Source organism: Limnobacter sp. 130 (assembly GCF_902506325.1).
In the GTDB taxonomy this organism is placed as follows: domain Bacteria; phylum Pseudomonadota; class Gammaproteobacteria; order Burkholderiales; family Burkholderiaceae_B; genus Limnobacter.
On sequence record NZ_LR732328.1, the window covers coordinates 1312190 to 1337761 of the forward strand.

Consider the following 25572-nt stretch of genomic DNA (forward strand, 5'->3'; position numbering starts at 1 on the left):
CCTGGTCAGTGATTAAACCACTGGAAATACGGCCTCACCGGCCTGGGGATTGACTTGATAACCACCGGTGAACGCACCAAATGAAGGCAGTATCAATTGATCTGACTTAAGGTAGAAGCAAGGCAAACGCGCCCTGCTTCTGCCTTTTCCGTTGAGCACCACCACTGGGTGTTCGTGCCCGGCCAGCACCAAGGCACCCGGCACGGTATGCGGGTGATGACACAAAGCAAAACCACCCAACACAAAAGGCTCTTCCACCACCGTGATATTCAGGGTTGCTGGAGGGTCGCCCGCCTTGCTGTCGTGATTGCCGCGAATCAATGTCATGTCGATATCGGTGTGCTGCAAACGCCAGGTGTGTAGTTTTTCAAGCAGGTCTTTGTTGTGCGCTGCCTTGGCATGCAACAGGTCACCGAGGAAATAAATGGCATGTGGCTGGTGGTCGGCAATGGCCAAGGACAAGCGATCGAGATTTTCCTGCGTGGTCCCGGCCGGCACGGGTACGCCAAGGCTTCGAAAGGTGGCGGCTTTGCCCAAGTGTATGTCGGCCACGAACAAGGCTTTCTGTGTGGGCGAGAACACCACTTTCTGGTGCGACAGGATTAATACGCCGAATGGCGTTTCGACAGTACTTACCGGATGGGTAGCCGACAACAATCTCACGTGAAAAATCACCTAAAAAAATTTGAATTCGTCAAACCTGAGCAGCTTTTTCAAGTTCAGCCACCATGCGAGCCACGCGATCACTGAGTTTTTCTGTGCTCACTGTCTCGCGCAACCGTTCAATCAACAAGGGAAACGCGAATGGCGAGGGTTTATCGATTGATTGATAAACCAGTGTTTTGGATTGAATGGAGTTCAGTGCCTGCACCATGCGCGCCAAATCAAGTTCCTGCTCAAGGGCTTCCCGTTGCGCCTGGTCCAGCAGCAAATTACCTTGATCGTATTTTCTAAAAACCTCGAAGAACAAGCCGCTGGAGGCCTGCAATTGCTTGGCACTTTTACCGGCACCCGGATACCCCTGAAACACCAAACCGGCAATTCGCGCAATTTCGCGAAACCGGCGCTGGGCCAGTTCAGATGCATTCAGGCACGCCAGTACATCCTCGAATAAATTCTCAGTGGAAAAAAGCGCAGACTCTGACAAACCATCCTTGAACCATTCATGCCAGTTGATGGGCTCGGCACTGAGCAACTCAAAACCATAATCATTCATGGCAATTGAAAATGTGCCCGGCTTGTGTCTTGATGCGCGCCACGCCAAAAGACTTGCCAAACCAATGTGCACAGTGCGCCCCTCGAAGGGATACACGAACAGGTGGTGACCTTCCTTGCTGTGAAGTTCTTCGACCAATAAATTGACGGTGTTGGGCAATGCGCTCCAGCGCATTTGCAAAGCCAGCAAACTTTCAAGTGCGCGTAATTCGGGCAGGGCTGGTTTTTTACCGGTCGAAATGGCTTGGTGCGCAAGCTCCAGCATTTGCAGGGAAGCATGGGCAAGCTCGCTGCTCAATGGCATTTTTCCGCCCTGCCACTGCGGCACGGTCGCCTTTTTGCGGTTGGCTTTTCGAACGTAGGCTGTCATGTCACGCACCTTCACCAGCTCGAGCACCCGGCCAGCAAAACTGAAACAATCACCGGTTTTCAGGCGTGCAATAAAGCCCTCCTCGATGGTGCCCAAACGCCCGCCGGTCATCCATGCCACTTGCATGGCGGCATCGGAGACAATGGTGCCCACCGACATGGCGTGCCTGCGTGCTATGTCGCGGCGGGGCACGCGGTAAATGCCGTCGTCGCCTGCTGCAACGCGCTGGTAATCGGGATATGCAGCCAAACTTTCTCCCCCCTTCTCCACAAAAGCCAAAGCCCAGTCAAACTGGGCGCGGGTCAAATTGGCATAAGCGTTGGTGGTTCGAACTTCTGAAAACAGTTCATCGGGTTTAAAACCACTGCCCATCGCAATGGTGACCAAGTGCTGAACCAGTACGTCCAGTGGTGCCTGGGGGCTGAAACGCGATTCGATCTGCTTGTGTTCTGCTGCATACCGGGCCGCAGCAGCCTCGACCAGCTCCAGTGCATGCGTGGGCACCACGGTAATCCGCGAGGGGCGACCCGGTGCATGCCCCGAACGACCTGCGCGTTGAAGCAAACGGGCGACGCCCTTGGGCGAACCGATTTGAATAACACGCTCGACAGGTAAAAAATCAACGCCCAAGTCAAGGGACGATGTGCACACCACCGCCTTCAAACTGCCGCTTTTCAAACCCTGCTCCACCCAATCGCGCACTGTTTTGTCGAGCGACCCATGGTGCAAAGCCAGCGCACCTGCGTAATCGGGTCGGGCTTCCAGCAAGGCTTGATACCAAATTTCTGCCTGGGAACGCGTGTTGGTAAAGATCAGCGTGGAGGCTGACTGATCAATTTCTCTGGCAACAAATTCCAATTGATTCAAACCCAAATGCCCGCCCCAAGGGAAGCGTTCAAAAGTGTCGGGGATCAGGCTGTCGATGATCAACTGCTTGGGCAACTTGCCTTGAACCAAAGTTGACTTGCTGTGCTGGCGAACAGGCCAAAGCAGAACATCTGTGGCCACTTGCAAATTGCCCAAGGTGGCACTTAAGCCCCACACCTGCAAACCCGGGTTGATGCGGGCCAAACGCGCAATCGCCAACTGCAACTGCACGCCGCGTTTGTTGCCGATCAACTCATGCCATTCATCGACCACCAACACTTGCAGCTTGCTTAAATTGGGCTGACTGCTGGCGCGTGTGAACATCAAGGTGAGGCTTTCCGGTGTGGTCACCAACGCGAAAGGTGGTTTGCGCAAGATGGCTGCACGCGCTGCGGAATCGGTATCGCCGGTTTGAAGTGCCACATTGCAATCACCTACCAATGCAGCCAGCGATTTTTGCAAAGCCTTGGTGCTGTCAGCCGCCAGGGCACGCATGGGTGTGATCCACATGATTTGTGTGGCTGCACCGCGAGGCCGGGGCAATTGCGCCAAACGCAACAATGCACCCAACCACACAGCCAGTGTTTTACCTGCACCAGTGGTGGCATGCAGCAAACCGCTATGCCCTTTCTGGAATGCTTGCCACACCTGTGTTTGATACTCGAACGGTTCCCAGCCTTGCGCACGGAACCATGCTTGAACATTTGCCAAGGTGAGTTCTGACAAAGGTGCCGTGTTCATCGGCAACGCTGGCGCAGACAACACCTGTTGGGTGGATTCTTGCAGCGCTGCAGATTTGTCTGCTGCTTTTTTCTTGCGGCGCAAAGCCTTCAGCTGTGTACCTACATTGGGACCGGGAGGAATGCCTCGAAATTCAGACATGGTGTACTGCTAGGAAACAACGATGCCTGATTGTGCCACGGGAAATGCACAAAAATTGGCTTAAACCCGGGCAATCAATTCAATGTTGCCGCCCGCCGCTGCGGTGTTGGTACACACAAGCTGTTCACAGACCAAGCGATAGGCTGGGTACGTGCCATCTGAATTCGCGAGTACCAAGGGAATGATGCGCTGCGAGTGTGCTGCCAGTGCGCGAGCCACTTCGTGTGCGCGTTGTGGTGTGTGTTCACAGACTGCGGCATCAATGTATTCCAATTGAATTTCATCCGTCCACTCGACACCCTGTTTGTGCCATCGATTGAACACCCCCGTTTCAACAACAGCAATATTGCCCGTGGCCAATACCGCATCAATTTGCTGCCGCAGTTGCACTGCATCACGTGCTGTGCACCACACGCGACCACGGGGCCGGCAACGGTAACTATTTTGTTCGCCCGTGGGGCCTGGCAATATTTCACCCCCCAGGTTTTCAAACTGGGCAAGGCGCATCAAGGTGGGCAAGTAATGCGCCCCCCCTGCCTTGGGTCCTGTTCCGGATTTGCCATGACCGCCAAACGGTTGGCTGCCCACCACGGCCCCGACCATGTTCCGGTTCACGTACACGTTACCCGCTTCAATGGTGTTGCAGGCCAGCTCAATGGTGGATTGAATTCGACTGTGGATGCCAAAGGTAAGGGCATAACCGGTGGCATTCAATTCATGCAACACCGCAGGCAACTGATCTGCATTGAAACGCACAATGTGCAGCACCGGGCCAAACACCTCCCGCTGTAATTCATGCAACTGCTGCAGTTCAATCAACGTGGGGGCAATGAAATGTCCTTGTGCGGAATTGTCGAAGCGTGTGGCCTGAAACACCGGAAAACTTTTTGCTTTCATGCGTTCAATGTGATCATGCACAAGCTGCCATGCATCCTGATCAATCAAGGGGCCCAAATCGGTGGAAAAACTCGCCGGGTCGCCTACCTGAAGTTCTTGCATTGCAGCTTTCAGCAGGGTGATCAACCTGTCGGCAATGTCATCTTGCACGCACAATACGCGCAGGGCTGAGCAACGTTGCCCCGCACTTCCAAAGGCCGACTCAAGTGCATCGCTCACCACTTGTTCCAGCAATGCAGATGAATCGACCACCATGGCATTTTGCCCGCCTGTTTCAGCGATCAGCAAAGCGGGGAAATGCGATGCATCGTGTTTCAGCACATTGGCCTGAATGTGTTTTGCGGCGGCATTGGAACCGGTGAACAACACAGTACTGACCGCCGGAAAACTGGTCAGCCAGGAACCCACTTCTGCGTCGCCATACACCAGTTGTAACACGGCAGCAGGCACGCCCGCCTCGTGCAGCAAATGCGCCGCACTGCGTGCGATTTGTGGCGTTTGTTCAGCTGGCTTGGCCACCACAGCATGCCCGCTGGCCAAAGCCCCCACAAGCTGCCCCATGAATATTGCCAGTGGAAAATTCCAGGGGCTGATGCACACTGCCAAACGCGGGGAAAACCCGGTTTTGTACCAAGGCAATGCACAAATTTGAGCTGCATAATAGCGGCAAAAATCCACTGCCTCACGCACTTCCAGGTGTGCATTTGGAACGGTTTTTTTTGCCTCATGCACCAGGAGGTTGATCAGTTGAAGTTGATGTACTTCCAGCAATTTGGCGGCCTGCAACAAGCAAGCAGCCCGGTGTTCCGGTGCTTTTTCAAACCAGTCGCGGCTTATCTCGTGTGAACGCAAAGCCATGCTCAATGCATCTTGCACTTGGGTTTGTGTGCTGTAAGCAATGGGCGCCAACGCAGACAGGAAACTGTTGTCCACAGACTGCTGGAGACACTGCACCGTGTGCTTGCAGTACAGATCAAACCCCATTGAATTCAGGCGATTCGCACCAAACAAATGCGGCGCGGGCGTACAGGCGGGGTTGGGGCGAATGCCGTGCTTGCGCAACCTGGCCACAGGGTGTTCTACCAATGCATTCATATCCACACCGGGATCCATGATCTGGTTGACAAACGATGTGTTGGCACCATTTTCAAGCAAGCGACGAACCAGATAAGGAAGCAATGTTTGATGGGTGCCCACAGGTGCATAAATTCTGCATCGCTGGTAAAGCCCTTCCCCCATGCCATGCAAACACTGCATTTCGACATTGCGCACGCCAAGCTGCGCAGCCAGGTGTTGAACGGCTGCATAGGTGTGAGCATTGTGGGTGGCAAACTGGGGGTAAATAAAACTGGCATTGCGCAACATCAATTCTGCACAACACAAGTAGGAAAGATCCGTGTGCACCTTCTGCGTAAACACCGGGAAGTGCGCCAACCCCTGAGTTTGGCAACGTTTGATCTCGCTGTCCCAATAGGCACCTTTCACCAACCGAACCTGAATGACCCGTTCACTGGTGCGTGCCAAGGCAGCAACAAACTCAATCACCGCCGTGGCACGGGTTTGGTAAGCCTGTACCGCCAAACCCAAACCGTTCCAATGCTTCAGTTCAGGCTCAAAAGCAAGTCGTGTGAACAGATCAAGCGACAAATCCAGGCGCTCACTTTCCTCTGCGTCCACATTGAATGCAATGTTGCGCTGTTTGGCCGAAAGCGCAAGTCTGTAAAGCCGCGGATACAGTTCAGCGCACACGCGTTTTTCCTGCCACAGCGTGTAACGCGGGTGCAGGGCTGACAATTTCACCGAAATGCCATTGCCCTCAATAACACCGTGTGTGTTGTCGCGTCCGATGACGTCAATGGCGTGAGCATAACTGTCGAAGTAGGCCTGCGCATCGGCTTCGCACATTGCCGCCTCGCCCAGCATGTCAAATGAAAAGGTGTGGCCCTGTGCCACGCTTGCACGGCTGTTGCGCAAGGCCTCCTCAATGGTTTGGGCCGCAACAAACTGTTGCCCCATGAACCGCACAGCCAGCTCAACCGCCGTGCGAACAAGGCCCTCGCTGCTGCGCGCAATCAAACGCTGCAGGCTGGAATACAAGCTGTCATCGCCTGGCATTTGAACCCAGTGCCCAGCGATGAACAAACCCCAGGTGCTGGCATTCACAAACAGGGAAGAACTGTGCCCCAGGTGCGCCGCCCAATTGGCATGGCTTAATTTGTCACGGATCAGTTCATCGCGTGTTTGAGCGTCAGGAATTCGCAGCAAAGCTTCTGCCAGGCACATTAATGCCACGCCTTCCTGGGTAGACAAGCGATATTCAGACATCAACTGTTGAATGCCTGCGCTGTGCTTTTGCACCTTGCGCAAACGCGTGACGTGTTCGAGTGCCGTTTGTTTTACGGCCTCAAAATCGGCCTCCAGCCAAGTACTTTGTTCAAGCAAAACACGCACCCTTTGCGCTTCATCCACCCGGGTCAGTGAATTAATTTCCGCGCGCAAACGGTCAAGTTCAACCGGCATGTTCAACCCAATCAAACGGGCGTTGCACATGCCTTTCCCAATCCGGATTCAACAGCACAGACAACAATTCCACAGCACGCTCAGCACTTTCGCCCGAGGGGTCGGCCAAAGGATTTAATTCAACCAGGTCCACTGAAGCCACACAACCCGTTTGCGCAATCCGCGCCAAACAGTAATGCAGGGCATCCAGCTGCAGGCCACCTTGTTCCGGCGTGCTTACACCGGGCAACACGGATGGATCGATACAATCCACATCGAAACTGACATGCACATGCGTACCCGGATCAATGTCGGCCAACGCTGCGTTCATGGCCTGAACAATTCCGCGGCCGTGAATGTTCCGCATGGTCACCATGGTCAGCGCGGCGCGGCGCACTGCACGATGTTCCTCGGGATCGATTGAGCGCACGCCCAACAAGCGAATTTGAGATGCTTGCAACGCCGGGCAGAACCCACCCAGTTGTGTCAGTTCTGGCGGCCCCTGCCCGCACAGCGCGGTCAAGGGCATGCCATGCATATTGCCTGTGGTTGACGTGCTGGCCGTGTTGAAATCGGCATGCGCGTCCAGCCACACCACACGCAACGCTTTGTGTGCCCGGCGGCAGTGCGCCGAAACCGCACTGATTGAACCCATGGCCAGGGAGTGGTCTCCCCCCAGCAACACGGGAACATTTCCGTCTTTCAAGGCGCTCGCCACCGCCAAATGCACTGCACGATTCCAGGCCACCACTTCATGAAAATTCCGGTACCCCTGCACCACTGTATCTTTTTCAGGCAGCTCAACTTGAAGGTCGCCCAAATCCTCAACCTTACAACCCGTTTTCTGCAAACTGTACTGAATACCCGCACGCCTTAATGCATCAGGACCCAGTGCAGATCCTGCCGTGTTTGCCCCGGCGTCGCAGGGCGCGCCGATCAGCGCAATCATGCGCACTCTGCCTTCGATATCAAACCATAAAGATTTTTCGGATTGCTCATGTGTGGAATCAATGACAGGTACTCAAGCTCGCCTTTTTCCTCCGCCAGTTCATGCATGTAGCGCAAAGCAGAAAAATCTTCCAGCGCGAAACCCACAGAATCAAACACCGTGATTTGGTCTGCGTGGGTACGCCCCAGCGCAAAACCCGTGAGCACCTCCCACAACTGGATCACCGGGAAATCGGATGGCATTTGCTGAATGTCGCCTTCGATTCGGGTTTGCGGCTCATACTCCACAAACACACGGGCATTGCCAAGTACATCCGGGTGAAGTTCAGTTTTCCCGGGGCAATCACCCCCGATCGCATTGATGTGAACACCAGGCCTCAGCATGTCCCGGGTCAATACATGGGCCCGGGTTTTTGCCGCCGTGGCTGTGGTAATGACATCTGCCCGCGCAACAGCCTGAGCCACACTTTTGCACCGTGTGACATGAAACCCGAGTTCATTCAAATGGTGAGTCAATCTCTCGGTCGCAAAAAGATCTGTGTCGTAAAGGTAAAACCTGTCGATGCCCAAAGCCTCGTGAAAAGCAACGGCCTGAAATTCACTTTGCGCACCGTTGCCAATCAAGGCCATGCTGCGCGCCCCCGGCTTGGCGAGGTGACTGGCCGCCAACACGGAAGTGGCGGCAGTACGCAAAGCCGTGATCAAGGTTAGTTCGCTGATGAATTGAGGCAGACCGGTTTGTACGCTGGCCAATACACCAAACGCCATCACGGTTGGCAATTCATGCCGGTGGTTGTTCGGATGGCCGTTGACATACTTGAAACCGTAGGTTTGTCCATCGCTGATCGGCATGATTTCAATGACGCCCTCGGCAGAGTGGGTCGCAAGGCGCGCTGACTTCTCAAACTGTTCCCAACGTTTGAAGTCATGAGCAATTGCATCGTGCAGGCCTCTAATACATCGAGAAAGGCCATGACGCGAAACAAGAATTGCAGCGCCCTGTGCGCTCAGGAATGGCGTGTTCATCATCACCCCCCCACCTGCTTAACTCAGTTAGACACACCATTTTGCTATGAAACACTGTCAAGCATAAGCACATAAAGTGCTTGCAAAATGCAATATTCCTAGCATATTGTCAGAAATAAACTTCAAAACGTCATGATGGATACACTAGATCGCCAACTCTTGGGTTTGTTGCGCACCAATGCGAGATTAAGCATTGCAACATTGGCCCACCACTTGAAAGTGTCCCGCGGCACAGTGAGCAATCGAATCAACAAACTTGAAAACTCAGGTGTTATCGTGGGTTACAGCGTGAAGTTGAGACCCGATGCCACGGCCAATCTGATTGTCGCCTGGATGAGTATTTTGATTGAAGGCAATGACAGCCGCACCGTGCTGGCAAATTTGCTGGGTGAACCTGGTGTTACGGCTATTCACAGCACAAATGGACGCTGGGATTTGTTGGTCGAACTGCAGGCGGAAAACCTGAACGGACTTTCTGGAATACTTGAACGCATACGATTGATCAAGGGAATCAGCAACACGGAAACAAGCATCCATCTCTCAAGCTACAAAAACTAGGCTCTGATGAAGTAGCAATGGAACCATGCCTGGATGTGGCTCACTCATAAAAATATCGTCTCCACCCTATGAGTCATGTTACGAAGAAGCGACCTTGCAAATCACCGCGCGGAATCACTTAACGATCCAAACCTGCCAGAAAAAGCAGTCGCGCGGCCCGACCCTGCCCTGCCCAATGCGGCGACCACAATTGCAAAGTTATCCCTTTCTGGATTACTGGCCCATCGGTTTGGATCAGCAATCATTCAAGAACTACCTGCATCACTTGCGGTGAAAACTGCCGAGGGAAAATGGTCCAAGGTAGAAACAGAAGAAAAACAGGGAGATCCGTTTACCCCATCAAGCCTGAAAACACGCTACACGACTGCACCTGCTGCCGACAGCAAACGATCAGGACTGGAGCAAATCCCTTTCCTTGACGCGCGTCTGCACCTGATTGCATCAGGACAAAACGACGAAGCCATGAAAAGCAATTTCGACTATATTTTTAATCAGCCTGTGAACAAGGCGGTGGTCGAGCTGGCACAACAAAAACTTGAACAATTCAAGAGTCAGATTCCTGTGGTGGAACCGGAACACCTTCAACTGCTTGAAGTACCGCGCCGAGGAGGATCAGAAACCCTAAAAGACGAAAACACGCACCACAAGCAGGCGATGCTCAACTGGCAGTGCGCAAATGATCTGATTTTTCAAGTCGCCAGAAACAGCGAATCCGTATCACCGCAAACAATTCATGATTTATTCATTGCCGTTCACAGTACCCTGATGCGGGGAGTGAACGAAACGGTCGGCGGCCTGGTTCGTCAATACGACAACGTCTGGATTGGCCTTTGTGACTCCCAGGGCAGCCGCGACCCGCACCCAAGCCGCCTGGCAGTGCCGGGTTCGATGGTACACGCCCAGTTGAACACGCTGTGTACCGAAGTGGCTGAGGAACTGAACAAGGGAAGCAGCAATCCGGTTTTGTTGGCCGCCCGAACTGCCATGAAGGGTGTTTCAATTCATCCTTTTGCAGACGGGAACGGTCGAACATGCCGCCTGATCGCTGATTTCGTTTTGCTGAAATCGGGTTTGCTGCCAGCCTGCTTTGACGATGAAACCAAGAATATGATGGTGTTTCCGCGCATAGCACCCGACATGAACCACAACACCACCACTGCAGCCAATCTAATGCTGGATGCACTGGAAAGAAGTTACAAACAAGTCGAATAATTCAAACGATCGTTTGATTTATTGCAAATGGCTTTGCTATGATGGGTCTCCCAAAACCATCAACAAGTGATCATGAGCATGCCCAATTCAAACACCATCAAGATCGGCGGCGCCTGCGGCTTTTGGGGCGACAGCAGCCTGGGCACAGAACAATTGATGAAAGTACCGGGCATTCAGTACATCACCTATGATTATCTGGCTGAACTAACACTGGCCATCATGGCAGGCATGCGCATGAAGAACCCGGAGCACGGGTATGCGCTTGATTTCATCGACCTGATGAAAAAGGCCCTGCCAGTCGCCAAAGCCAAAGGGATCAGGATTATCGCGAACGCGGGTGGACTAAACCCAGCTGGTTGCGCAGCCGCCTTGCAACAGGCCATGACAGAGGCCGGGCACACCATTCGAATTGGCGTGGTAAGCGGCGACGACGCCACCAGCACTTTGGGGCAGTTGAGAAAAAATGGTGTTGAATTAACAGACCAACATTCCGGCCAAACAGCCCCTCCTTTCTTCCTGACGGCCAACGCTTACCTGGGCGCATTTCCGATTGCGGCGGCACTCGATGCCGGAGCGGATATTGTCATCACCGGCCGCGTAGTAGACAGCGCCATGGTACTGGGTGCGCTGGTGCATGAATTCAAATGGCAAGCGAGCGATCTGGATCAACTGGCACAGGGCAGCCTGGCGGGCCACATTGTCGAATGTGGAGCGCAAGCCACGGGTGGACTTTTCACGGATTGGGAACAGGTACCGGACTGGGCCAATATCGGCTACCCGGTGATCGATGTGGCTGCCAACGGCAGCTTTGAATTGAGCAAACCTGAAGGTACAGGCGGCCTGGTGAACAAAGCAGTGGCCACCGAACAACTGCTGTATGAAATTCACGACCCCGCCAACTATGCACTGCCCGATGTGGTGTGCGATTTCACCACCGTGAACATCGAAGAAACAAGCCCGAATCGCGTAAAAATTTGGGGCGCCACTGGCAAGGCCCCAAGCGACTTGTACAAAGTATGCGCCACGTATCCGGAAGGGTTTCGCTGTATCGGCATGCTGTCGATTGTGGGGTTTAATGCACACGCCAAAGCCCGGCGCACTGGTGAAGCAATTCTGGAGCGAACGCGTGCCATGTTCAAACGACAAGGCCTGGCCGACTACACCCGCACCTCGATTGAAGTCATTGGTAGTGAGACCGATTTGGGCCCGCATGCCAAAGCGCAGTTGGGCCACGAAGCCATGTTGCGTATTGCAATTACCCACACAGACAAGAAAGCTGCTGCCATTTTTTCTCGCGAAATTGCCCCGGCGGGCACCAGCTATGCACCAGGCACCAGCGGTAACTTTGGCATGGGCCGCCCCAACGTAACCCCGCTGGTCAAAATGTTCAGTTGTTTCGTGCCCAAGCACCTGCACAGTGCTGTGGTTCAAGTAAGTGGCGAACAAATTCAGTACCTGGAACCGGAACACCCCAAAGTACCAACTGTCGACCAAGCCGCCACTGCGAAGGCAATTCAAGCGGTGTCTGTTCCACCTGAATTGATCGGCAAACCCTTGATTGAAATTGCACACGGCCGCAGCGGCGACAAAGGCAACACCAGCAATGTGGGAATCGTGGCAAGAAAGCCGGAGCACTGGCCCCTACTTCAGCATTTGCTGCGCCCAGAACAGGTAAAGGGCTACCTTGCACACTTGGTGAAAGGCGAGGTTCACACTTTCGAGCTACCTCAAGTTCAAGCATTTAATATCGTTATGCAAGAAGCCCTGGACGGTGGCGGAATGACTTCAATGCGAAATGATCCGCTGGGCAAGGGAATGGCTCAAGTGCTGCTGAACATGAAAATTACTGAATGATCTTCACCTGTTTGCAGGGGTACACCACGTTGGGCGTACCCCCTAGCTAGTTATCTTTTTCCTACACGGTGTCTCCGTTAGAGAAGGTGTGAGGCGTGATCCAAAGAGCGCCTACTACATCCAACACACAGGAGAAACACCATGCAAGTTAAACAGATCGCAATCGTTGCAGCCATCGCTTCCTCTTTCGCAATGCCCATGACTGCCAAGGCATCCGACATCGCCACACTGAACGGCTGGGGCGCTTTGTTCGCCGCCGCGCATTCTGGTGAGCAAGCGGCTGCCCAAGGTCAGGCACAAGGTGAAATCAAAGTAAGCCTGTTCCAGCGCCAGCAGCCACCTGCTGCGCAACCTGCACCCGAAACTGCACCACAACCAACTCCTGTTGCAGAACCAACACCAACCAACGAACCAGCACCCACTGCAGAAGCACCTGCAATGGAACAGCCTGAAGCTGGTGACCAAACAGCCTCCACAGGTGACAGCGCGGGTGAATCTGCTGAAGCAGGCCAAGACAACGCAGGTCAGGCCACAGCATCAGCCAGCGCAAGCGCGAACGCCACGATCAAGCTTGGTGGTGGTCAAAGTGCTCAGATGATGAACAAAGTAGACAGCGCTTACCAAACAGCAGGCACTGTGGTTGAAGGTGTGACTGGTGGTGTATTGGGTACGGTACAAAATGTAGCCGACAAAACTTCGGGTGCATCGCTGGCCGCAGACATGTCCAGCACCGGCTCAATGGATGTCGCCGGCTTGGCCACAGCCACCATGGCAGGCAACATGAGCGCAACAGCAAGCATGATGAATGCAGGCCAGTTGGGCGCAATCACTGCAATGACTTCAAGCTTGATCCAGAACGTGATTGCGGCACGCCCCGCGTCACTGTCAGGCTTGCTGCGTTAATCGCAAATCGCCCACAAAAAAGCCCTTGCCGGTTACACGCCGGCAAGGGCTTTTTTCGTTTGAAACCACTTCAGGCGTGCTGTGACAGGAAAAAGGCCACCACTTTGTCAGCCAGTGTGTCCAGATTGTCGCCCTTCTTGGGCTTGTACCAAGTCACCATAAAGTTCATGGCGCCCAATACCATCAAGCGGGCGAATTTCGTATCGCCACCCAAAAAACCGGCCGTGTACAAACCATTCACCGCATCTTGCCAAATGGCATCGTATTCGTCTTTGGTTGCAATCAGCCTGCGTTGGTGCACTTCATCCAGACAGCGCCAGTTGTACAACATGACCGGAATAAAGTCGTTGCCATCTTCAAGAATAATGCTGAGATGCACTTTCACCAAGGCGCGAAACTGGGTATCTGCGGTCAGGTTAGGCTTCACCACTGCGCGTGTTTTTTCAAGCCCTTGGCGCAAGCCTTCTTCAACCACAGCCACCAAAATATCCTGCTTGCTGGCAAAGTGGTAAAACGGACTTCCGCATTGCATACCCACCGCATTGGCAATGGCCCGCATGCTGGCCCCGTCGTAACCTTTGTCACGAAACAACTTGGCAGCCGCGCGCACAATGTCGCCACGTCGGCCATCGTCGTGTTTTTGTTCTTTCAATACTCTAGCCACAACCCAGTCCTTTGTTATGTTGTCAGGTTCAACGCCATCCACTGGTGTGGTATTCCCACCTCCGTGTGGGCATCACCAAGCGGCGAAAAACCATGTCGACTGTAAAATTCAATTGCCTGCTGTTGCGCACTCAAGCGCACCTGCGGCAAGTTTTGTTCTTTGGCCACCGCCAGCAAAGCCTGCAACATGGCACTGCCAATTCCCCGGCTTCTGAATTCAGGGAGTACAGCCATGCGGCCAATTTTTCCTTCAGGCAACAACCTCGCCGTGCCCACCGGCTTGTTACTTATCCAGGCAAGCACGTGTATGGAAACCGAGTCGTGTTCGTCCCATTCCTCGGATTCATCAATGCCTTGTTCTTCGATAAAAACAGAACGGCGAATGGAACTGGCCCACTCGCCGTTGATCAACCAATTGGAACAATCAATTCGAATCAAAGAATCGATCAGCCCAATGCGGCGAATTCAGCGTCTACAGCTTCCAGCATTTCCTGGGTAATCAAACCACCGGAAAAATTGGCAACAACGGCCAAGGGAAAACCTTTGCCCATGCCAATTTGCGGGTGTGTAGAAATGCCGGGCATGTGTTTTTCCAAAATCGCTGCGGTATCTGGGTTGTCCAGCAAATCGCCCAGTTTGGATTGGGTAGAAAAAGCCATGTAAATCGTCTCCTAGAATTTTAAATGAACCCACAATTCAAACAAACGCTTGAATTATTTTCTTATTCTAGACCAAGAATCGATCAGCTGTAACGCTTTTTCAATGCAGCCACTGCGTTGGTGTAAATCTTGTCAATGTCCTTGGGGCCAGAAATGGAAATTTGCAGGTTTCGCACAATGCCGTCTTTCAGGCTGTACAACCAGCCATGCACAGTCAAATCTTGCCCGCGCTCCCAGGCATCTTCAATCAGGGTGCTTTCGCACAGGTGCTTCACCTGTTCAATCACATTAAGCTCACACAACTGGTCGTGACAGGCCTGCTGAAGATTTTCATCCGTGGTCACTAAACCATGCCTGCGTGCCAACTGGTGAATGGGGCGAACCCAGGCATCGGCCAAACCCACCCGATCGCCCCGCATGGCCATGCGCACGCCAGAGCAACCATAGTGACCGCACACGATTATGTGCTTCACCTTCAAAAACTCCACAGCAAACTGCGTGGCCGATTGCCCATTCAAATCACCGTGGAATACCTGGTTGGCCACATTGCGGTGTACAAACACCTCGCCGGGTTGCAAGTTCACAATGGTGTTGGCTGGCACGCGGCTATCCGAGCAACCAATCCAGAAATACTCCGGCGACTGCTGGTTTTCAAGGCGTTTGAAAAATTCGGGGTCTTTGTCCACTTGGGCTGCAGCCCAGGTTCGGTTGGCGTCAAGAAGGTGTGAAAGGTCTTTGGACACGGTATTCGCCTGTTGAAGTCAAGACCTGTATTTTACTGCGACGCAGCATGGTATGGCACTGGGGAGAGCCCGAGGTGACACTTTTACATCACCCCGGCTTCACAGAGGATTACTGAGCGGCTTTACTCGACCTGTGACACGTAACTGACAGAGAACACATCATCAGGGCTAGACGTGCTGCGGCCTTTGGTGAAGCCAAACTGCAAGGCCGACGTTGTATCCAGTGCATACACAGCTGAAATTGCCCGCTCTTTGCGCTTCTCGGTACCCGCCAGCAATTCATCACGCTGGCTGGTGGTCAAGTTCACAAACAGCGACTGGCCCAGCGGAAAGTTCACACCCACGGTGCTGTAGTTGCCGTTGAGCAAGGGTAGCTCGGGTGTGTCGCCGTAGTACTGGCGCCCCAACACTGCGGTCAAACCAAAGCCATTGTTGAAACGGTAAGCCAGGTCAGCCTGAATACCATAGTCGGTTTTGCCGGTGCCCAACCCACGATCCTCATTGCCCGTTGCAATTTTCACCAAACCTGTAGCCGACATGGCAAAGCCCTTGGTTTGTATGCCGCCAATGAGATCGGTGGTGTACGTGGCCACCATGTCGCCCAAGCCTTGTTCGCTGCGACGTGCAGGGCCGTTGGTACCCGCAACAGTGCCGGCCACCAAGGTACCCGGGCCTTCCAGCGAAATGTAGGGTACGAACAGGGAAGCCCGATAACCTTCACCCACCAACGTTGCGCCCAGGGTAAATGATCTGGCCTTGATTTCCTGTGGTTGACCAAACTTGCCAGACAAGCTGTCGAAGCTGTAGGTCATCAGCAAACCCGGGGGGGCTGCCAATGCTGTGGTGCTGGCTGCGGTCAACGTGCAGGCCAATGCGAATCGAATAAAAGATTGCCCCATTAACTGTCTCCTTTTTTTGAGACAGTATAGGGGCAAAAGCGCTACTACTGGGATACTTCAAAAGGTGGTTGGGAAAGTACCTACAAAATTCAGGTATTACATGGCGTTGCTGGAGCTGTCCGCTTTGCGCTTGTTGTAGCGGTCTGTCATCTTTTCTTTCCATTCCGCACGAATCACTTTGGCTTTTTCACGCTGCTCCGGTGTCAACACTTTGTAAATCTCGTGCTGAGTGCGCAGCATGCTCAGCTTGGTCGCACGCTCCTGTTCCTGCTGCTGGGCAATCAGGCGTTCCGCCTTGGCGGCATCGAACGTGTCTTGCTCCACAATCGACTTCATTTCATCGCGGTGTGCGCGGCGATCTTTCATGGCTGCTTTCATTTCAGTCCTTTGTTTCTGCACGATCTGATCCACCTGCGCTTGTTGCTCCGCTGTCAGGTCCAGTTGCTTCAACATGCCCCCATGCTTGTGGTGGTGGCGCATTTCAGAATGCTGCTTTTTGCCCCCTTCGTCATGGTGACCCGCATACGCACTCATGGGAATCGCCATGGCCATTGCTGTGACAGCAATCATTTTCTGAACGGTCAGTTTCGATACATTCATTTGCCTGCTCCTTGTGTAAAGACAACTGCATTGTGCAAAACGGGCCTGTAAACGAGGATGCAGGCTGTGTAAAGATGGGTAAAGCGATTGCAAACAATTGCGCATCAAGCCTGGCTGCCTAGTAATATTGAAGCCATGACAAAAATACTTCACATTGACGACGACATTGAGCTGGGCGAAATGCTGTGCGAATACCTGCGCGGCGAAGGCTTCGAAGCCGAGCACTGTGCCAACCCGATCAATGGCTTGAAAATGCTGGCAGACGAGCAATACCAACTGGTTGTGCTTGATGTCATGATGCCGCAGCAAAGCGGCCTTGAAACCCTGAAACAGATTCGCCAGAAGTACAACACCCCCGTGCTGATGCTAACGGCACGCGGCGACAACATTGACCGCATTGTCGGGCTGGAGTTGGGTGCCGATGACTATGTACCCAAACCCTGCCTGCCCCGCGAAATTGTGGCCCGTGTGCGTGCAATTTTACGACGTGCCAACGACTCCAGCAGTGCCCCCAAACAGGCCCTTCAATTGGGTCCGCTCGAAGTACAGCCGGCCAAGCGCAAAGTGTTGTTGAACGGAAGTGAAATAGAACTGACCAGTGCCGAATTCAATTTGCTGGAAGTGTTGGCCAGCCATGCCGGCCAGGTGGTCAGTAAAGCCACCCTGAGCGAGCAGGGCCTGGGGCGCCCGCTTGAGCGATTCGACCGCAGCATTGATGTACACCTGAGCAGCCTGCGCAACAAATTAAACCTGAACAACGAGCGCCTGCCCTTGACCTTGCACACCATTCGCGGGCAGGGCTACCAGCTCAGCCTTGATTAACCGGAGTTGCGTGTATGGGCAAGCTGTTCTGGAAATTTTTCTTTGGTTTTTGGTTGTGCCTGATTGCTGCGGCCGTGGCTACAGGCACCGCCCTTTACCTGATGCGGGAAAAGCCAGCCAGCAGTGATATAGCAGAAGGCCCACGCGCGCAATTCATGCTGGAAACCATTCAAGAAGTGCTTGAAGGCAAAGGGCCAGATGCCTTGCGCAATTTGCTGGACCGCAACCGCCAGCGAACAGGCAACGCAATTCCGGTGTTCGCAGTGTCCAGCAAAGGCGAAGAAATTTTGCGCCGGGAAGTACCCGACAACATTCAACAACGAATCACCGCCCTGTTCAATGGCGAGGAACAAGCCGAGCAAGGTACGTTGCAGGTGACCGCGCAAGACCAGTCGAAATGGATTCTGTTTATTCCACGCAATCGCCGCCACCCGGAACCTTCAACCAACACCAGCACCGGCGAGCCCACACCACCACATGCAGACAAACGCAAGCAACGTGAGGCACTTGAACCACCGCTGCCACCCGTACCAGGGGCCGGCATTTTTGCTGCGTTTCTGGCCAGCCTTTTGTTTGCAGGTGTGTTGGCCTACACATTCAGCCGCCCCTTGAACACCTTGAAAAATGCATTTCGGGAAGCAGGCAAAGGTCGCTTGGGTGTTCGCATTTCCAACAACAAAACCGGCAAAAAACGCAGCGATGAAATTGGCGAATTGCTCAGCGGCTTTGACCACATGGCTGAAGAAATTGAAACCCGTATTGAGCAACAAAAAGTGTTGTTGCACGACGTATCGCATGAACTGCGCTCACCCTTGGCACGCCTGAACCTGGCTGTGGGCCTGGCACGCCAGAACCCGGCACATTTGGACACGAGCTTGAGCCGCATTGAAACCGAAGCAGAAAGGCTGGACAACCTGATTGGCCAACTGCTGAATTTATCGCGACTGGATGCAAACCAGAATGCGGAAATTCTGAGAGAACACAATGTGATTGAGTTGTTGGTTGCTGTGGTAGAAGACGCTCAGTTTGAAGCGGAGCAACAGAGCAAGCTTGTTGAATTCACCGACGATGTAAGGCATTGGAATTTGCGATGCCATGCTGAAAGCCTGCAAGGCGCATTTGACAACATTATTCGCAATGCAATTAAACACACCCCCGAAAACACGGCTGTAAAAATTTGCTGTCGCGTACAGAACAAACAGTTACGCATTGACATTGAAGACCAAGGCCCGGGCGTTCCTTCCGCCCTTTTGCCCAAGCTGTTCACACCCTTTTTTAAACACGGCGAACACTCTGGCCATGGTCTGGGTTTGGCGATTGCCAAAAAATCGATTCAACGTGTAAATGGCGAACTCAGTGCCCGCAATTGCACACCGCATGGTTTACTGATCACCATCGAACTGCCTGGCAGCCGTTAAGCCACCCACTAAACCGTTGGCGGAACCCCGGCAATCCAACCCTCTACGGGATCGATCAATTTGGGCAAACCAAAACTGGATTCAGCCCGCTTGGCTGCCCAGCCCGCCACCAGGCAACACAGCACCGCATCCAGGTGATCGGCTTTGACATCATCGAGCAACTTCGCACGCAAATAGGGGCGCACCTGTACCTTGATGCCAAACAACATGCCTTCTTCCAATGCACACAACAATTCGGAACGAGCCATGCGGCGATCCGCAGTGTCTTTCTTGGGGTCGTCGCTTTTGTAGCTGGCCCGGTTCAACACCTTGCGGGCCAAATAGCCGGGGTAGGCCTCCAGGGCCACGCGGGTTTTGTCGCCACGTTGCATGCCCGGTATGTGAACACCGGTTTTCATCAACAACGGTGCACCGGCGTGCAGCATGTAAGCCACCGGTGGGTTTACCCATTTCATGGAAGGCGAAGATCCTGCCGGGGCATCGCATTCCCGGTGTGCAAACTTGTGCCCGGCGGGGCGTGCATCGCACCACGCCTTGAAAGTGGCGCGAATTTGCTCGCGACTCAAAGCACTGTAGTAATTGATCAGTTTTTCCCAAGCCAAAAAGTCAGTACGCCCAGCGCCTGGCCACTTTAAACCCTCCACCAATTTGCGCGACAAACCAAAAGGCATGTCAATGGCAGCCACAAAACCCAACTGCTCCAAGGGACCTGCTGCGCGCTCCAGTTTTCCGAACGCCTGCGGTCCTTCTTTCAACAAGGTTTCGAACTCGCCCAGCGTGGTCAGCGACATGAGTTCATCGACCGCCAACACCGCACCCTGCCACTGGCCCACGGCCACTGCAATCGGTTTTTTCTTGGTAGGACTGCTGGAAAAATCGATACCCAGCAGGCGACTGTTTTCGGGGTTCAAACTACATTCTCCGGGGGCAACAAAGCCTCGAGCACCGCAAGGTGATCGGCTTCATGCAAAGGTTTGTCATGGCGAATGCGAAGCATACGTGGAAAACGAACAGCCACGCCACTTTTGTGACGCATGGAACGGGAAATGGCTTCAAAGCCCAGCTCAAAAACAAGCACTGGGACCACAGTGCGAACCGGGCCAAACTTGTCCACGGTGTGCTTTCGAATCACGCGATCCACTTCTTTGAATTCTTCATCGGTCAGGCCCGAATACGCCTTTGCGAACGGCACCAAACGGGGCAAACCACGCGCCACCGTGTCTTCAACTTTTTCACCGTTTGCAATCGCCTGCGCCACTTCTTGCGCCTGCGCTGCACTGGCAGGCGGTGTTTCCCACACAGCAAAGGTGTAATCGGTGTACAGGCTGGCACGGCGGCCGTGGCCTCGCTGCGCATACACCAACACACAGTCTACGGTCATGGGGTCGATTTTCCATTTCCACCACAGGCCGTCTGCCTTGGTGCGGCCAACCCCATAGCGGGAATCACAGTGCTTCAACATAAAGCCTTCCACACCCCTGGCGCGGCTTTCTTCCCGAAGCAATTTCAGTTCTTGCCAACTTGCAGCGCACACGCGTTGCGACAACAACAAACGCGGCATGAAATTCACAGTGCTTTGTTCATGATGCAAGGCATAAAATTCCTCCAACGCAGTTCTGCGTTGCAGCTGGGTTTGGTTCACTGTGTTCATTGCGTTCAAGCGAAGCAGGTCGTAAGCCAAAAAAACCACGGGTGAATCTGCCATCAATTTTTTACTGACCACTTTGCGATTCAAGCGCCCCTGCAAGGCATTGAAGCCTGCGGGCGAACCACCTTGCCACACCAGTATTTCACCGTCCAGAATACAAGCTTCGGGCCAATGTGCGAAGGCTTCCTGCAACTCCGGAAACTGCTCGCTGACCAACTCCTCGCCGCGCGACCACACCCACACCTGCCCACCCTCTTTCACCACTTGGGCGCGAATTCCGTCGTATTTCCATTCCACCAACCAGTCCGCAAGCGCTCCCAAATTTTCAGGTTCTTCCTGCAAGGGGTGCGCCAGAAAAAAAGGCAAGGGTTGGCCCAATCGACCAGAATCCTGCCCGGTGCTGCTTTCATTTGGTGCAGCCAGCAAAGCCTTGAACTGCTCGGCCGTGGGCTGGTTGCTGGCATCGGCAAACCCCATCATGCGGGTGGCCACCAGCTTGGCATCCAACCCTGAACATTCGGCCAGTGCGCGGGTCACCAACAACTTGGAAACACCCACACGAAAACCACCGCCCACCAGCTTCACAAACAGAAACCGTTCATTGGCTGCCAGCTCATTCCAGCAGGCTTGCACGGCGACAATCCGTTCTTCATCGGGCAGCGTGCGCAGGGGTAAAATTCGGTGCTGCATCCACCAGGCCAAGCCTTGCGACTGGCCAGCCAGTGTCGGTGCAATTGGCAACACATGAGCAATCGTTTCAGCCAAATCGCCCACAGCCTGGTAACTTTCTTCAAACAACCAGTCGGGCAAACCACTGACCTGCAAAGCCACCTCACGCAAGGTGCGGGTGGGCACGGTGCGCTTGGGTTTGCCACCCGACAAAAAATACACAGCCCATGCAGCATCCTCGGCGGGTGCGTGTTCAAAGTAACGGCGCAAAGCCTGCACCTTGTGCAAGGTCGAGGTGGAGCCATCCAGTTCGGCAAACAATTCCGCAAACTGCTTCATGCGGTGGGCACCTCGCCTTCACCCTCACCACCATATTCAGTGGCAAACGCGCGGGCATTCAATCCCTGTTCCTGCAGCCAGCGCACCATCACCTGCACGTAGCCGTGAGTCACAATCACCTGCTCCGCACCAGTGGCACCAATGGCACGCATAAGCCCGGGCCAGTCCGCGTGGTCAGACATCACAAACCCCCGGTCCACATTGCTGCGTCTGCGCCCGCCACGCAACTGCATCCAGCCCGATGCAAACGCATCGGAATACGCATTGCCAAACCGCTTCATCCAGGCAGCACCTTGGGCTGCGGGTGGGGCAATGGCAAGGCAGGTTTTGTAAATCGATTTGTCGAGCACTTCGCTCACGGTGAAAGTATCGGGCAGCTTCACACCTGCATCGCGATAGGCTTTGTTCAAGCCCTCGCAAGCGCTGTGGCACACAATGGGACCAATGCTTGAATCCACACCCGCCAGTATTCGCTGCGCCTTGCCAAACGAATAGCCGTACAACACGCTGGCCTTGCCCTGTGCGGCATTGGCAGCCCACCATGCGTTTATCTCGGCATAAATTTCAGCATCGCTGCGCCAACGGTAAATGGGCAAACCAAAGGTGGATTCCGTAATGAAAGTGTTGCACTTCACGGGTTCGAATGCGTCGCAGGTTAAATCAGGGGCTACCTTGTAATCGCCACTGGCCACCCACACTTCGCCCTGGTATTCCAAACGGATTTGACACGAACCCAACACATGCCCGGCCGGGTGCAATGAAATTTTGACACCGTTGTGCAGGGTGCTGGCACCGTAGGGAAGCGTGTCGAGTGAAATGTTGCCCAAGCGGGTGCGCAGCACACCCTCGCCAGGCGCCGCACACAGGTAGTGGTTGTGCCCCACACGGGCATGGTCTGCATGCGCATGGGTAATGATTGCACGGTCTACCTTGCGCCACGGGTCGATGTAAAAATCGCCTTGGGGGCAATACAAACCTTCGGGGCGACTCACCACCAAATCCATGCTGCACAACCTTCAAAATCAACAACTAATACCGGCTGCCAAAACCACCCAGAAAAACAGCCAAGAGCATTAATTTATAACACAGCCAACTGAACACCCTTTCTTTCAAGGGGCGCTGTGCGTGTTCATGGGCTTGAATTTCCCGGCTGTCATTTTGAATTGATTTCAGTAATTCTTCGCGCAGCGCGCTTGCAAATTCCCGGTTGTAAACAATCACGTTCGCTTCACGGGCAAACAAACAACTCAAAGGGTCCAGGTTGGACGAACCCACTGTGGCCCAGTTTGAATCCACCACCGCCACTTTTGCATGCAAAAAACCGGGCAGGTATTCATATATATCCACGCCAGCGGCCAACAAACTGGAATACAAACTTTGCGTGGCGTAATGCTGAAAGCGATACTCCACACGCCCTTGCAGCAACAACTGAACATGCACGCCCCGCGCACGCGCTGCGAGCAAGGCCTTGCGCATTTTACGACCAGGTAAAAAGTAAGCATTGCTGAGAATGACCGAACGCTGCGCATTGCCAATGGCTTGAACATAGGCGCGTTCGATTCGCCTGCGCAAACGGAAATTGTCGCGCACGGCCAGTTGGGCTTTCACTTTGCCAAGCGGTTTGGGTTTGGGCGTAGAGCGCTGGCGCGCCATGGTCTCTTGCAACTGCTCCACCCGGTCTTTCCACCAGCTTGACCTAAAGGTATCGGTTACCCGCCCACCCGGACCAATTTGCAGCCACAACCACTCCATGTTGTGCCAAACGTCTTGCACCACAGGGCCTTGCAACTGCACGACAAAGTCATAGCGTGGCCCCAGTGTTTCTTGATCCAGCAAATCGGTGTTTACCACCATGGCCTGTTCTCGCATTCCACCCGATGCGCCCCAAATCGGCTTTCTTTTCTGTTGCGCCCGCTCTGTGGCTCTTAACAGTTCGTCGCGTTCCCCTTCGTGGTTCAAGTCATCAATCAGATTGATGCCGCCAACAAAAGCGATTTCGCTGTCAACCGCAATTATTTTTCGATGCATGCGGCGAAGCCGTTTCGGATTGAGCCTGAACGACATTCTTTCAGGCCGAAAAACGCGAACATGCACACCGTGCCGCTGTAAGTCGGGCACCCAGGTGCGTACGCCCTCTTGCCCACCAAAACCATCAAGCACCAAACGCACTTCGACGCCACGCGCTACCGCCCGGCACATGGCCTGGCAAAAAGCCTCGCCAATTGAATCGTTCGCAAAAATATAGGTTTCAATGCGCACAGAATGTTTTGCACGCTCAATCGCATCAAGCGCACGCGGAAACAGCTGTTCCCCCCCCACCAGCAATTCAACCGCATTGCCCTCCCGCTCGGGTGCGGCTGCTGGCAACAGGTTCAACACCATGCGCACTCCAGATCGACCACAAAAGGTGCATGGTCAGACAACTTGGCCCAAGCTGGCCCATGAAGCACCGTGGCCTCGTGCACGTTGAAGCCACGGGCAAATACACGGTCTAGCCCCAACACGGGGAAGCGACTCGGAAAACTGCCCACCCGGGCCAAGCGATTGTTTTTGTCCAAGGGCATGACTTCCTCGGCCTTCAAACCTTGCTGCAAAATTGGACCCAGGCGGCGCTGCCAGTCATTGAAGTCGCCTGCCACCACCAAGGGCATGCCCGCAGGTACATGGGTGCCCACATGTTCAATCAGCTTGCTCGCCTGCCGCACGCGGCTGCGGTACAACAACCCAAAATGCGCCACCATGGCGTGAATGGGGCCTGCGGGCGTTTTAACGCAGCAATGCAACAAACCGCGTTGCTCCAAACGATGATCGGACACATCCTGATTCAGCATCCACTCAATTTCGTATCGAGACAACAAAGCATTGCCATGATGCCCGTGCGAATACACGGCATTCATGCCATAGGCAGTGAAATATTGCTGACTTGCATGGCCCAGCAAATCATCGATGGCTGAAGGCGACTGGGCAAGAAACTCGTGCTGCCCACCCTCGGGCCAGTGTTCAAACTTGCCCGCATGCCGGTCGTGCCGACCTTGCACCTCTTGCAAAAACACCAGGTCGGCATCCATGGCATGGATTTGTTCACGCAAGGCATGAATGGTCAGGGCAGGTTTTCGCAGGCCCATGACCCCCTTGTGAATGTTGTAGGTCGCAATTCGAAGTCGCATTACATGCAATACCTAGAAAATAAATCAGTAAATTACCAAGTCAATTCAAGTCATGTCACAAACACAGGGTATTGCCCCCCAATTAGGGTTACCCCTAAACTCAGTGCGTAAATATTGAAACTCTTAAAGCAGTTTAAAACCGTTTCTTGCAGCAGCTATATACCGTATATGAAAAAAGGGGCCCTTCGCGGCCCCTTTGTATTTTCAGCTTCGCTTGCCTTGAAGCTTCTGGTTCAACTCGAGAATGGCTTGTGCATTGTTGGGTGAAAAGCACCGCTCTGCGGCCTCGTTTGCATTCAACCACGCATACCCCACATGTTCGTTTGCGGCCAACCGGGGGGTGAAACCATCGGGCACACAGGCCACAAACCAATGCTCAGTGTTGTGGGTCACACCTGCCGGGTAGCGGTGTCGCCAGTGCTCAAAAATTTCATACTGCAGGCTGTAAGGCCAAGGCCTGAGCAAACCAGGCTTGAGCAACTCGCCCGCATCAGCATCCAGCACCGTGGGAATTGCCGTGGGCGTGGCCTCAAAGCCGGTTTCTTCTGCCAGTTCACGCACTGCGGCTTGCAGCGGTGATTCATCCGGAAAATCCAGACTGCCGGTCACTGATTGCCAGTACCCGGCTTTGTCAGCCCGTTCAATCAATAAAAAATCCCCGCGAGGGCTGACCATCACGACCAGCACCGACACAGGGATTTTTTGACCGCTCAA

Annotated in this window: 23 protein-coding genes; 6 read left to right on the top strand and 17 right to left on the bottom strand. The window is 53.9% G+C overall.

All coding sequences use genetic code 11. The features are described 5' to 3' along the window. Positions 1-12: 12 nt before the first annotated feature. From pdeM to FRIGORI9N_RS06265, 5 genes are read right to left on the bottom strand one after another with little or no spacing between them, the layout of a single operon-like run. A complete protein-coding gene (gene pdeM, locus FRIGORI9N_RS06245; RefSeq protein ID WP_159568969.1) occupies positions 13-663 on the bottom strand; it encodes a ligase-associated DNA damage response endonuclease PdeM in 651 nt (216 codons plus the stop codon). A 31-nt stretch (positions 664-694) separates the two neighbouring features. Beyond that, complete coding sequence (locus FRIGORI9N_RS06250; RefSeq protein WP_159568970.1) at positions 695-3334, bottom strand: ligase-associated DNA damage response DEXH box helicase; 2640 nt, start codon at positions 3332-3334, stop codon at positions 695-697. A gap of 60 nt (positions 3335-3394) precedes the next feature. Then, positions 3395-6781 (bottom strand): bifunctional proline dehydrogenase/L-glutamate gamma-semialdehyde dehydrogenase PutA, encoded by a 3387-nt coding sequence (gene putA, locus FRIGORI9N_RS06255; protein ID WP_159568971.1) that lies wholly within the window; start codon positions 6779-6781, stop codon positions 3395-3397. Further along, the gene (gene rocF, locus FRIGORI9N_RS06260) at positions 6741-7679 is read right to left on the bottom strand and encodes an arginase (protein WP_159568972.1); all 939 of its coding nucleotides are present in this window, start codon (positions 7677-7679) and stop codon (positions 6741-6743) included. Before rocF ends, putA begins: the two co-directional genes overlap by 41 nt. Beyond that, positions 7676-8707: an ornithine cyclodeaminase gene (locus FRIGORI9N_RS06265; RefSeq protein WP_159568973.1), complete on the bottom strand. Its 1032-nt coding sequence runs from the start codon at positions 8705-8707 to the stop codon at positions 7676-7678. The genes rocF and FRIGORI9N_RS06265 overlap by 4 nt, the downstream gene beginning before the upstream one ends. Before the next feature lie 132 nt (positions 8708-8839). On the opposite strand from FRIGORI9N_RS06265, the gene FRIGORI9N_RS06270 reads away from it, so the two are divergent. The 4 genes from FRIGORI9N_RS06270 (at position 8840) to FRIGORI9N_RS06285 (ending at position 13231) form a co-directional block, all read left to right on the top strand. Further along, positions 8840-9262: an Lrp/AsnC family transcriptional regulator gene (locus FRIGORI9N_RS06270; RefSeq protein ID WP_159569690.1), complete on the top strand. Its 423-nt coding sequence runs from the start codon at positions 8840-8842 to the stop codon at positions 9260-9262. Between the two features lie 75 nt (positions 9263-9337). Continuing rightward, a complete protein-coding gene (locus FRIGORI9N_RS06275; RefSeq protein ID WP_159568974.1) occupies positions 9338-10474 on the top strand; it encodes a Fic family protein in 1137 nt (378 codons plus the stop codon). 72 nt (positions 10475-10546) lie between these two features. Next, positions 10547-12328, top strand: coding sequence for an acyclic terpene utilization AtuA family protein (locus FRIGORI9N_RS06280; protein WP_159568975.1), 1782 nt, complete (start codon positions 10547-10549; stop codon positions 12326-12328). Positions 12329-12469: 141 nt separating this feature from the next. Then, complete coding sequence (locus FRIGORI9N_RS06285; RefSeq protein WP_159568976.1) at positions 12470-13231, top strand: hypothetical protein; 762 nt, start codon at positions 12470-12472, stop codon at positions 13229-13231. Positions 13232-13301: 70 nt separating this feature from the next. Here the strand turns inward: FRIGORI9N_RS06285 and FRIGORI9N_RS06290 are convergent, their stop codons facing one another. The 6 genes from FRIGORI9N_RS06290 to FRIGORI9N_RS06315 form a co-directional block, all read right to left on the bottom strand. Next, positions 13302-13895: a TetR/AcrR family transcriptional regulator gene (locus FRIGORI9N_RS06290; RefSeq protein ID WP_159568977.1), complete on the bottom strand. Its 594-nt coding sequence runs from the start codon at positions 13893-13895 to the stop codon at positions 13302-13304. A 14-nt stretch (positions 13896-13909) separates the two neighbouring features. Further along, complete coding sequence (locus tag FRIGORI9N_RS06295) at positions 13910-14332, bottom strand: GNAT family N-acetyltransferase (protein WP_159568978.1); 423 nt, start codon at positions 14330-14332, stop codon at positions 13910-13912. Positions 14333-14340: 8 nt separating this feature from the next. Further along, positions 14341-14553: a hypothetical protein gene (locus FRIGORI9N_RS06300; RefSeq protein ID WP_159568979.1), complete on the bottom strand. Its 213-nt coding sequence runs from the start codon at positions 14551-14553 to the stop codon at positions 14341-14343. 83 nt (positions 14554-14636) lie between these two features. Next, entirely contained in the window at positions 14637-15296 is a 660-nt protein-coding gene (locus tag FRIGORI9N_RS06305) for a carbonic anhydrase (protein ID WP_159568980.1), read from the bottom strand. Between the two features lie 122 nt (positions 15297-15418). Continuing rightward, positions 15419-16195, bottom strand: a complete 777-nt coding sequence (locus tag FRIGORI9N_RS06310; protein WP_159568981.1) for a hypothetical protein — start codon at positions 16193-16195, stop codon at positions 15419-15421. A gap of 96 nt (positions 16196-16291) precedes the next feature. Next, on the bottom strand, positions 16292-16795 hold the full coding sequence (locus tag FRIGORI9N_RS06315) for a Spy/CpxP family protein refolding chaperone (RefSeq protein ID WP_159568982.1): 504 nt from the start codon (positions 16793-16795) through the stop codon (positions 16292-16294). 135 nt (positions 16796-16930) lie between these two features. Between FRIGORI9N_RS06315 and FRIGORI9N_RS06320 the strand changes: the two genes are divergently transcribed. Further along, positions 16931-17617, top strand: coding sequence for a response regulator transcription factor (locus FRIGORI9N_RS06320; protein WP_159568983.1), 687 nt, complete (start codon positions 16931-16933; stop codon positions 17615-17617). Positions 17618-17631: 14 nt separating this feature from the next. Further along, positions 17632-19035, top strand: coding sequence for an ATP-binding protein (locus FRIGORI9N_RS06325; RefSeq protein ID WP_159568984.1), 1404 nt, complete (start codon positions 17632-17634; stop codon positions 19033-19035). 8 nt (positions 19036-19043) lie between these two features. On the opposite strand, the gene FRIGORI9N_RS06330 is transcribed toward FRIGORI9N_RS06325, so the two are convergent. The 6 genes from FRIGORI9N_RS06330 to nudB form a co-directional block, all read right to left on the bottom strand. Next, positions 19044-19946, bottom strand: a complete 903-nt coding sequence (locus FRIGORI9N_RS06330; RefSeq protein ID WP_159568985.1) for a DUF429 domain-containing protein — start codon at positions 19944-19946, stop codon at positions 19044-19046. Continuing rightward, positions 19943-21691, bottom strand: a complete 1749-nt coding sequence (locus FRIGORI9N_RS06335; protein ID WP_159568986.1) for a cisplatin damage response ATP-dependent DNA ligase — start codon at positions 21689-21691, stop codon at positions 19943-19945. Before FRIGORI9N_RS06335 ends, FRIGORI9N_RS06330 begins: the two co-directional genes overlap by 4 nt. Beyond that, positions 21688-22695 (bottom strand): ligase-associated DNA damage response exonuclease, encoded by a 1008-nt coding sequence (locus tag FRIGORI9N_RS06340; protein WP_159568987.1) that lies wholly within the window; start codon positions 22693-22695, stop codon positions 21688-21690. The genes FRIGORI9N_RS06335 and FRIGORI9N_RS06340 overlap by 4 nt, the downstream gene beginning before the upstream one ends. Before the next feature lie 25 nt (positions 22696-22720). After that, a complete protein-coding gene (locus tag FRIGORI9N_RS06345; protein ID WP_159568988.1) occupies positions 22721-24073 on the bottom strand; it encodes a phosphatidylserine/phosphatidylglycerophosphate/cardiolipin synthase family protein in 1353 nt (450 codons plus the stop codon). After that, on the bottom strand, positions 24064-24858 hold the full coding sequence (locus FRIGORI9N_RS06350; RefSeq protein WP_159568989.1) for an endonuclease/exonuclease/phosphatase family protein: 795 nt from the start codon (positions 24856-24858) through the stop codon (positions 24064-24066). The genes FRIGORI9N_RS06345 and FRIGORI9N_RS06350 overlap by 10 nt, the downstream gene beginning before the upstream one ends. Before the next feature lie 204 nt (positions 24859-25062). Then, positions 25063-25572: a dihydroneopterin triphosphate diphosphatase gene (gene nudB, locus FRIGORI9N_RS06355; RefSeq protein ID WP_201301419.1), complete on the bottom strand. Its 510-nt coding sequence runs from the start codon at positions 25570-25572 to the stop codon at positions 25063-25065.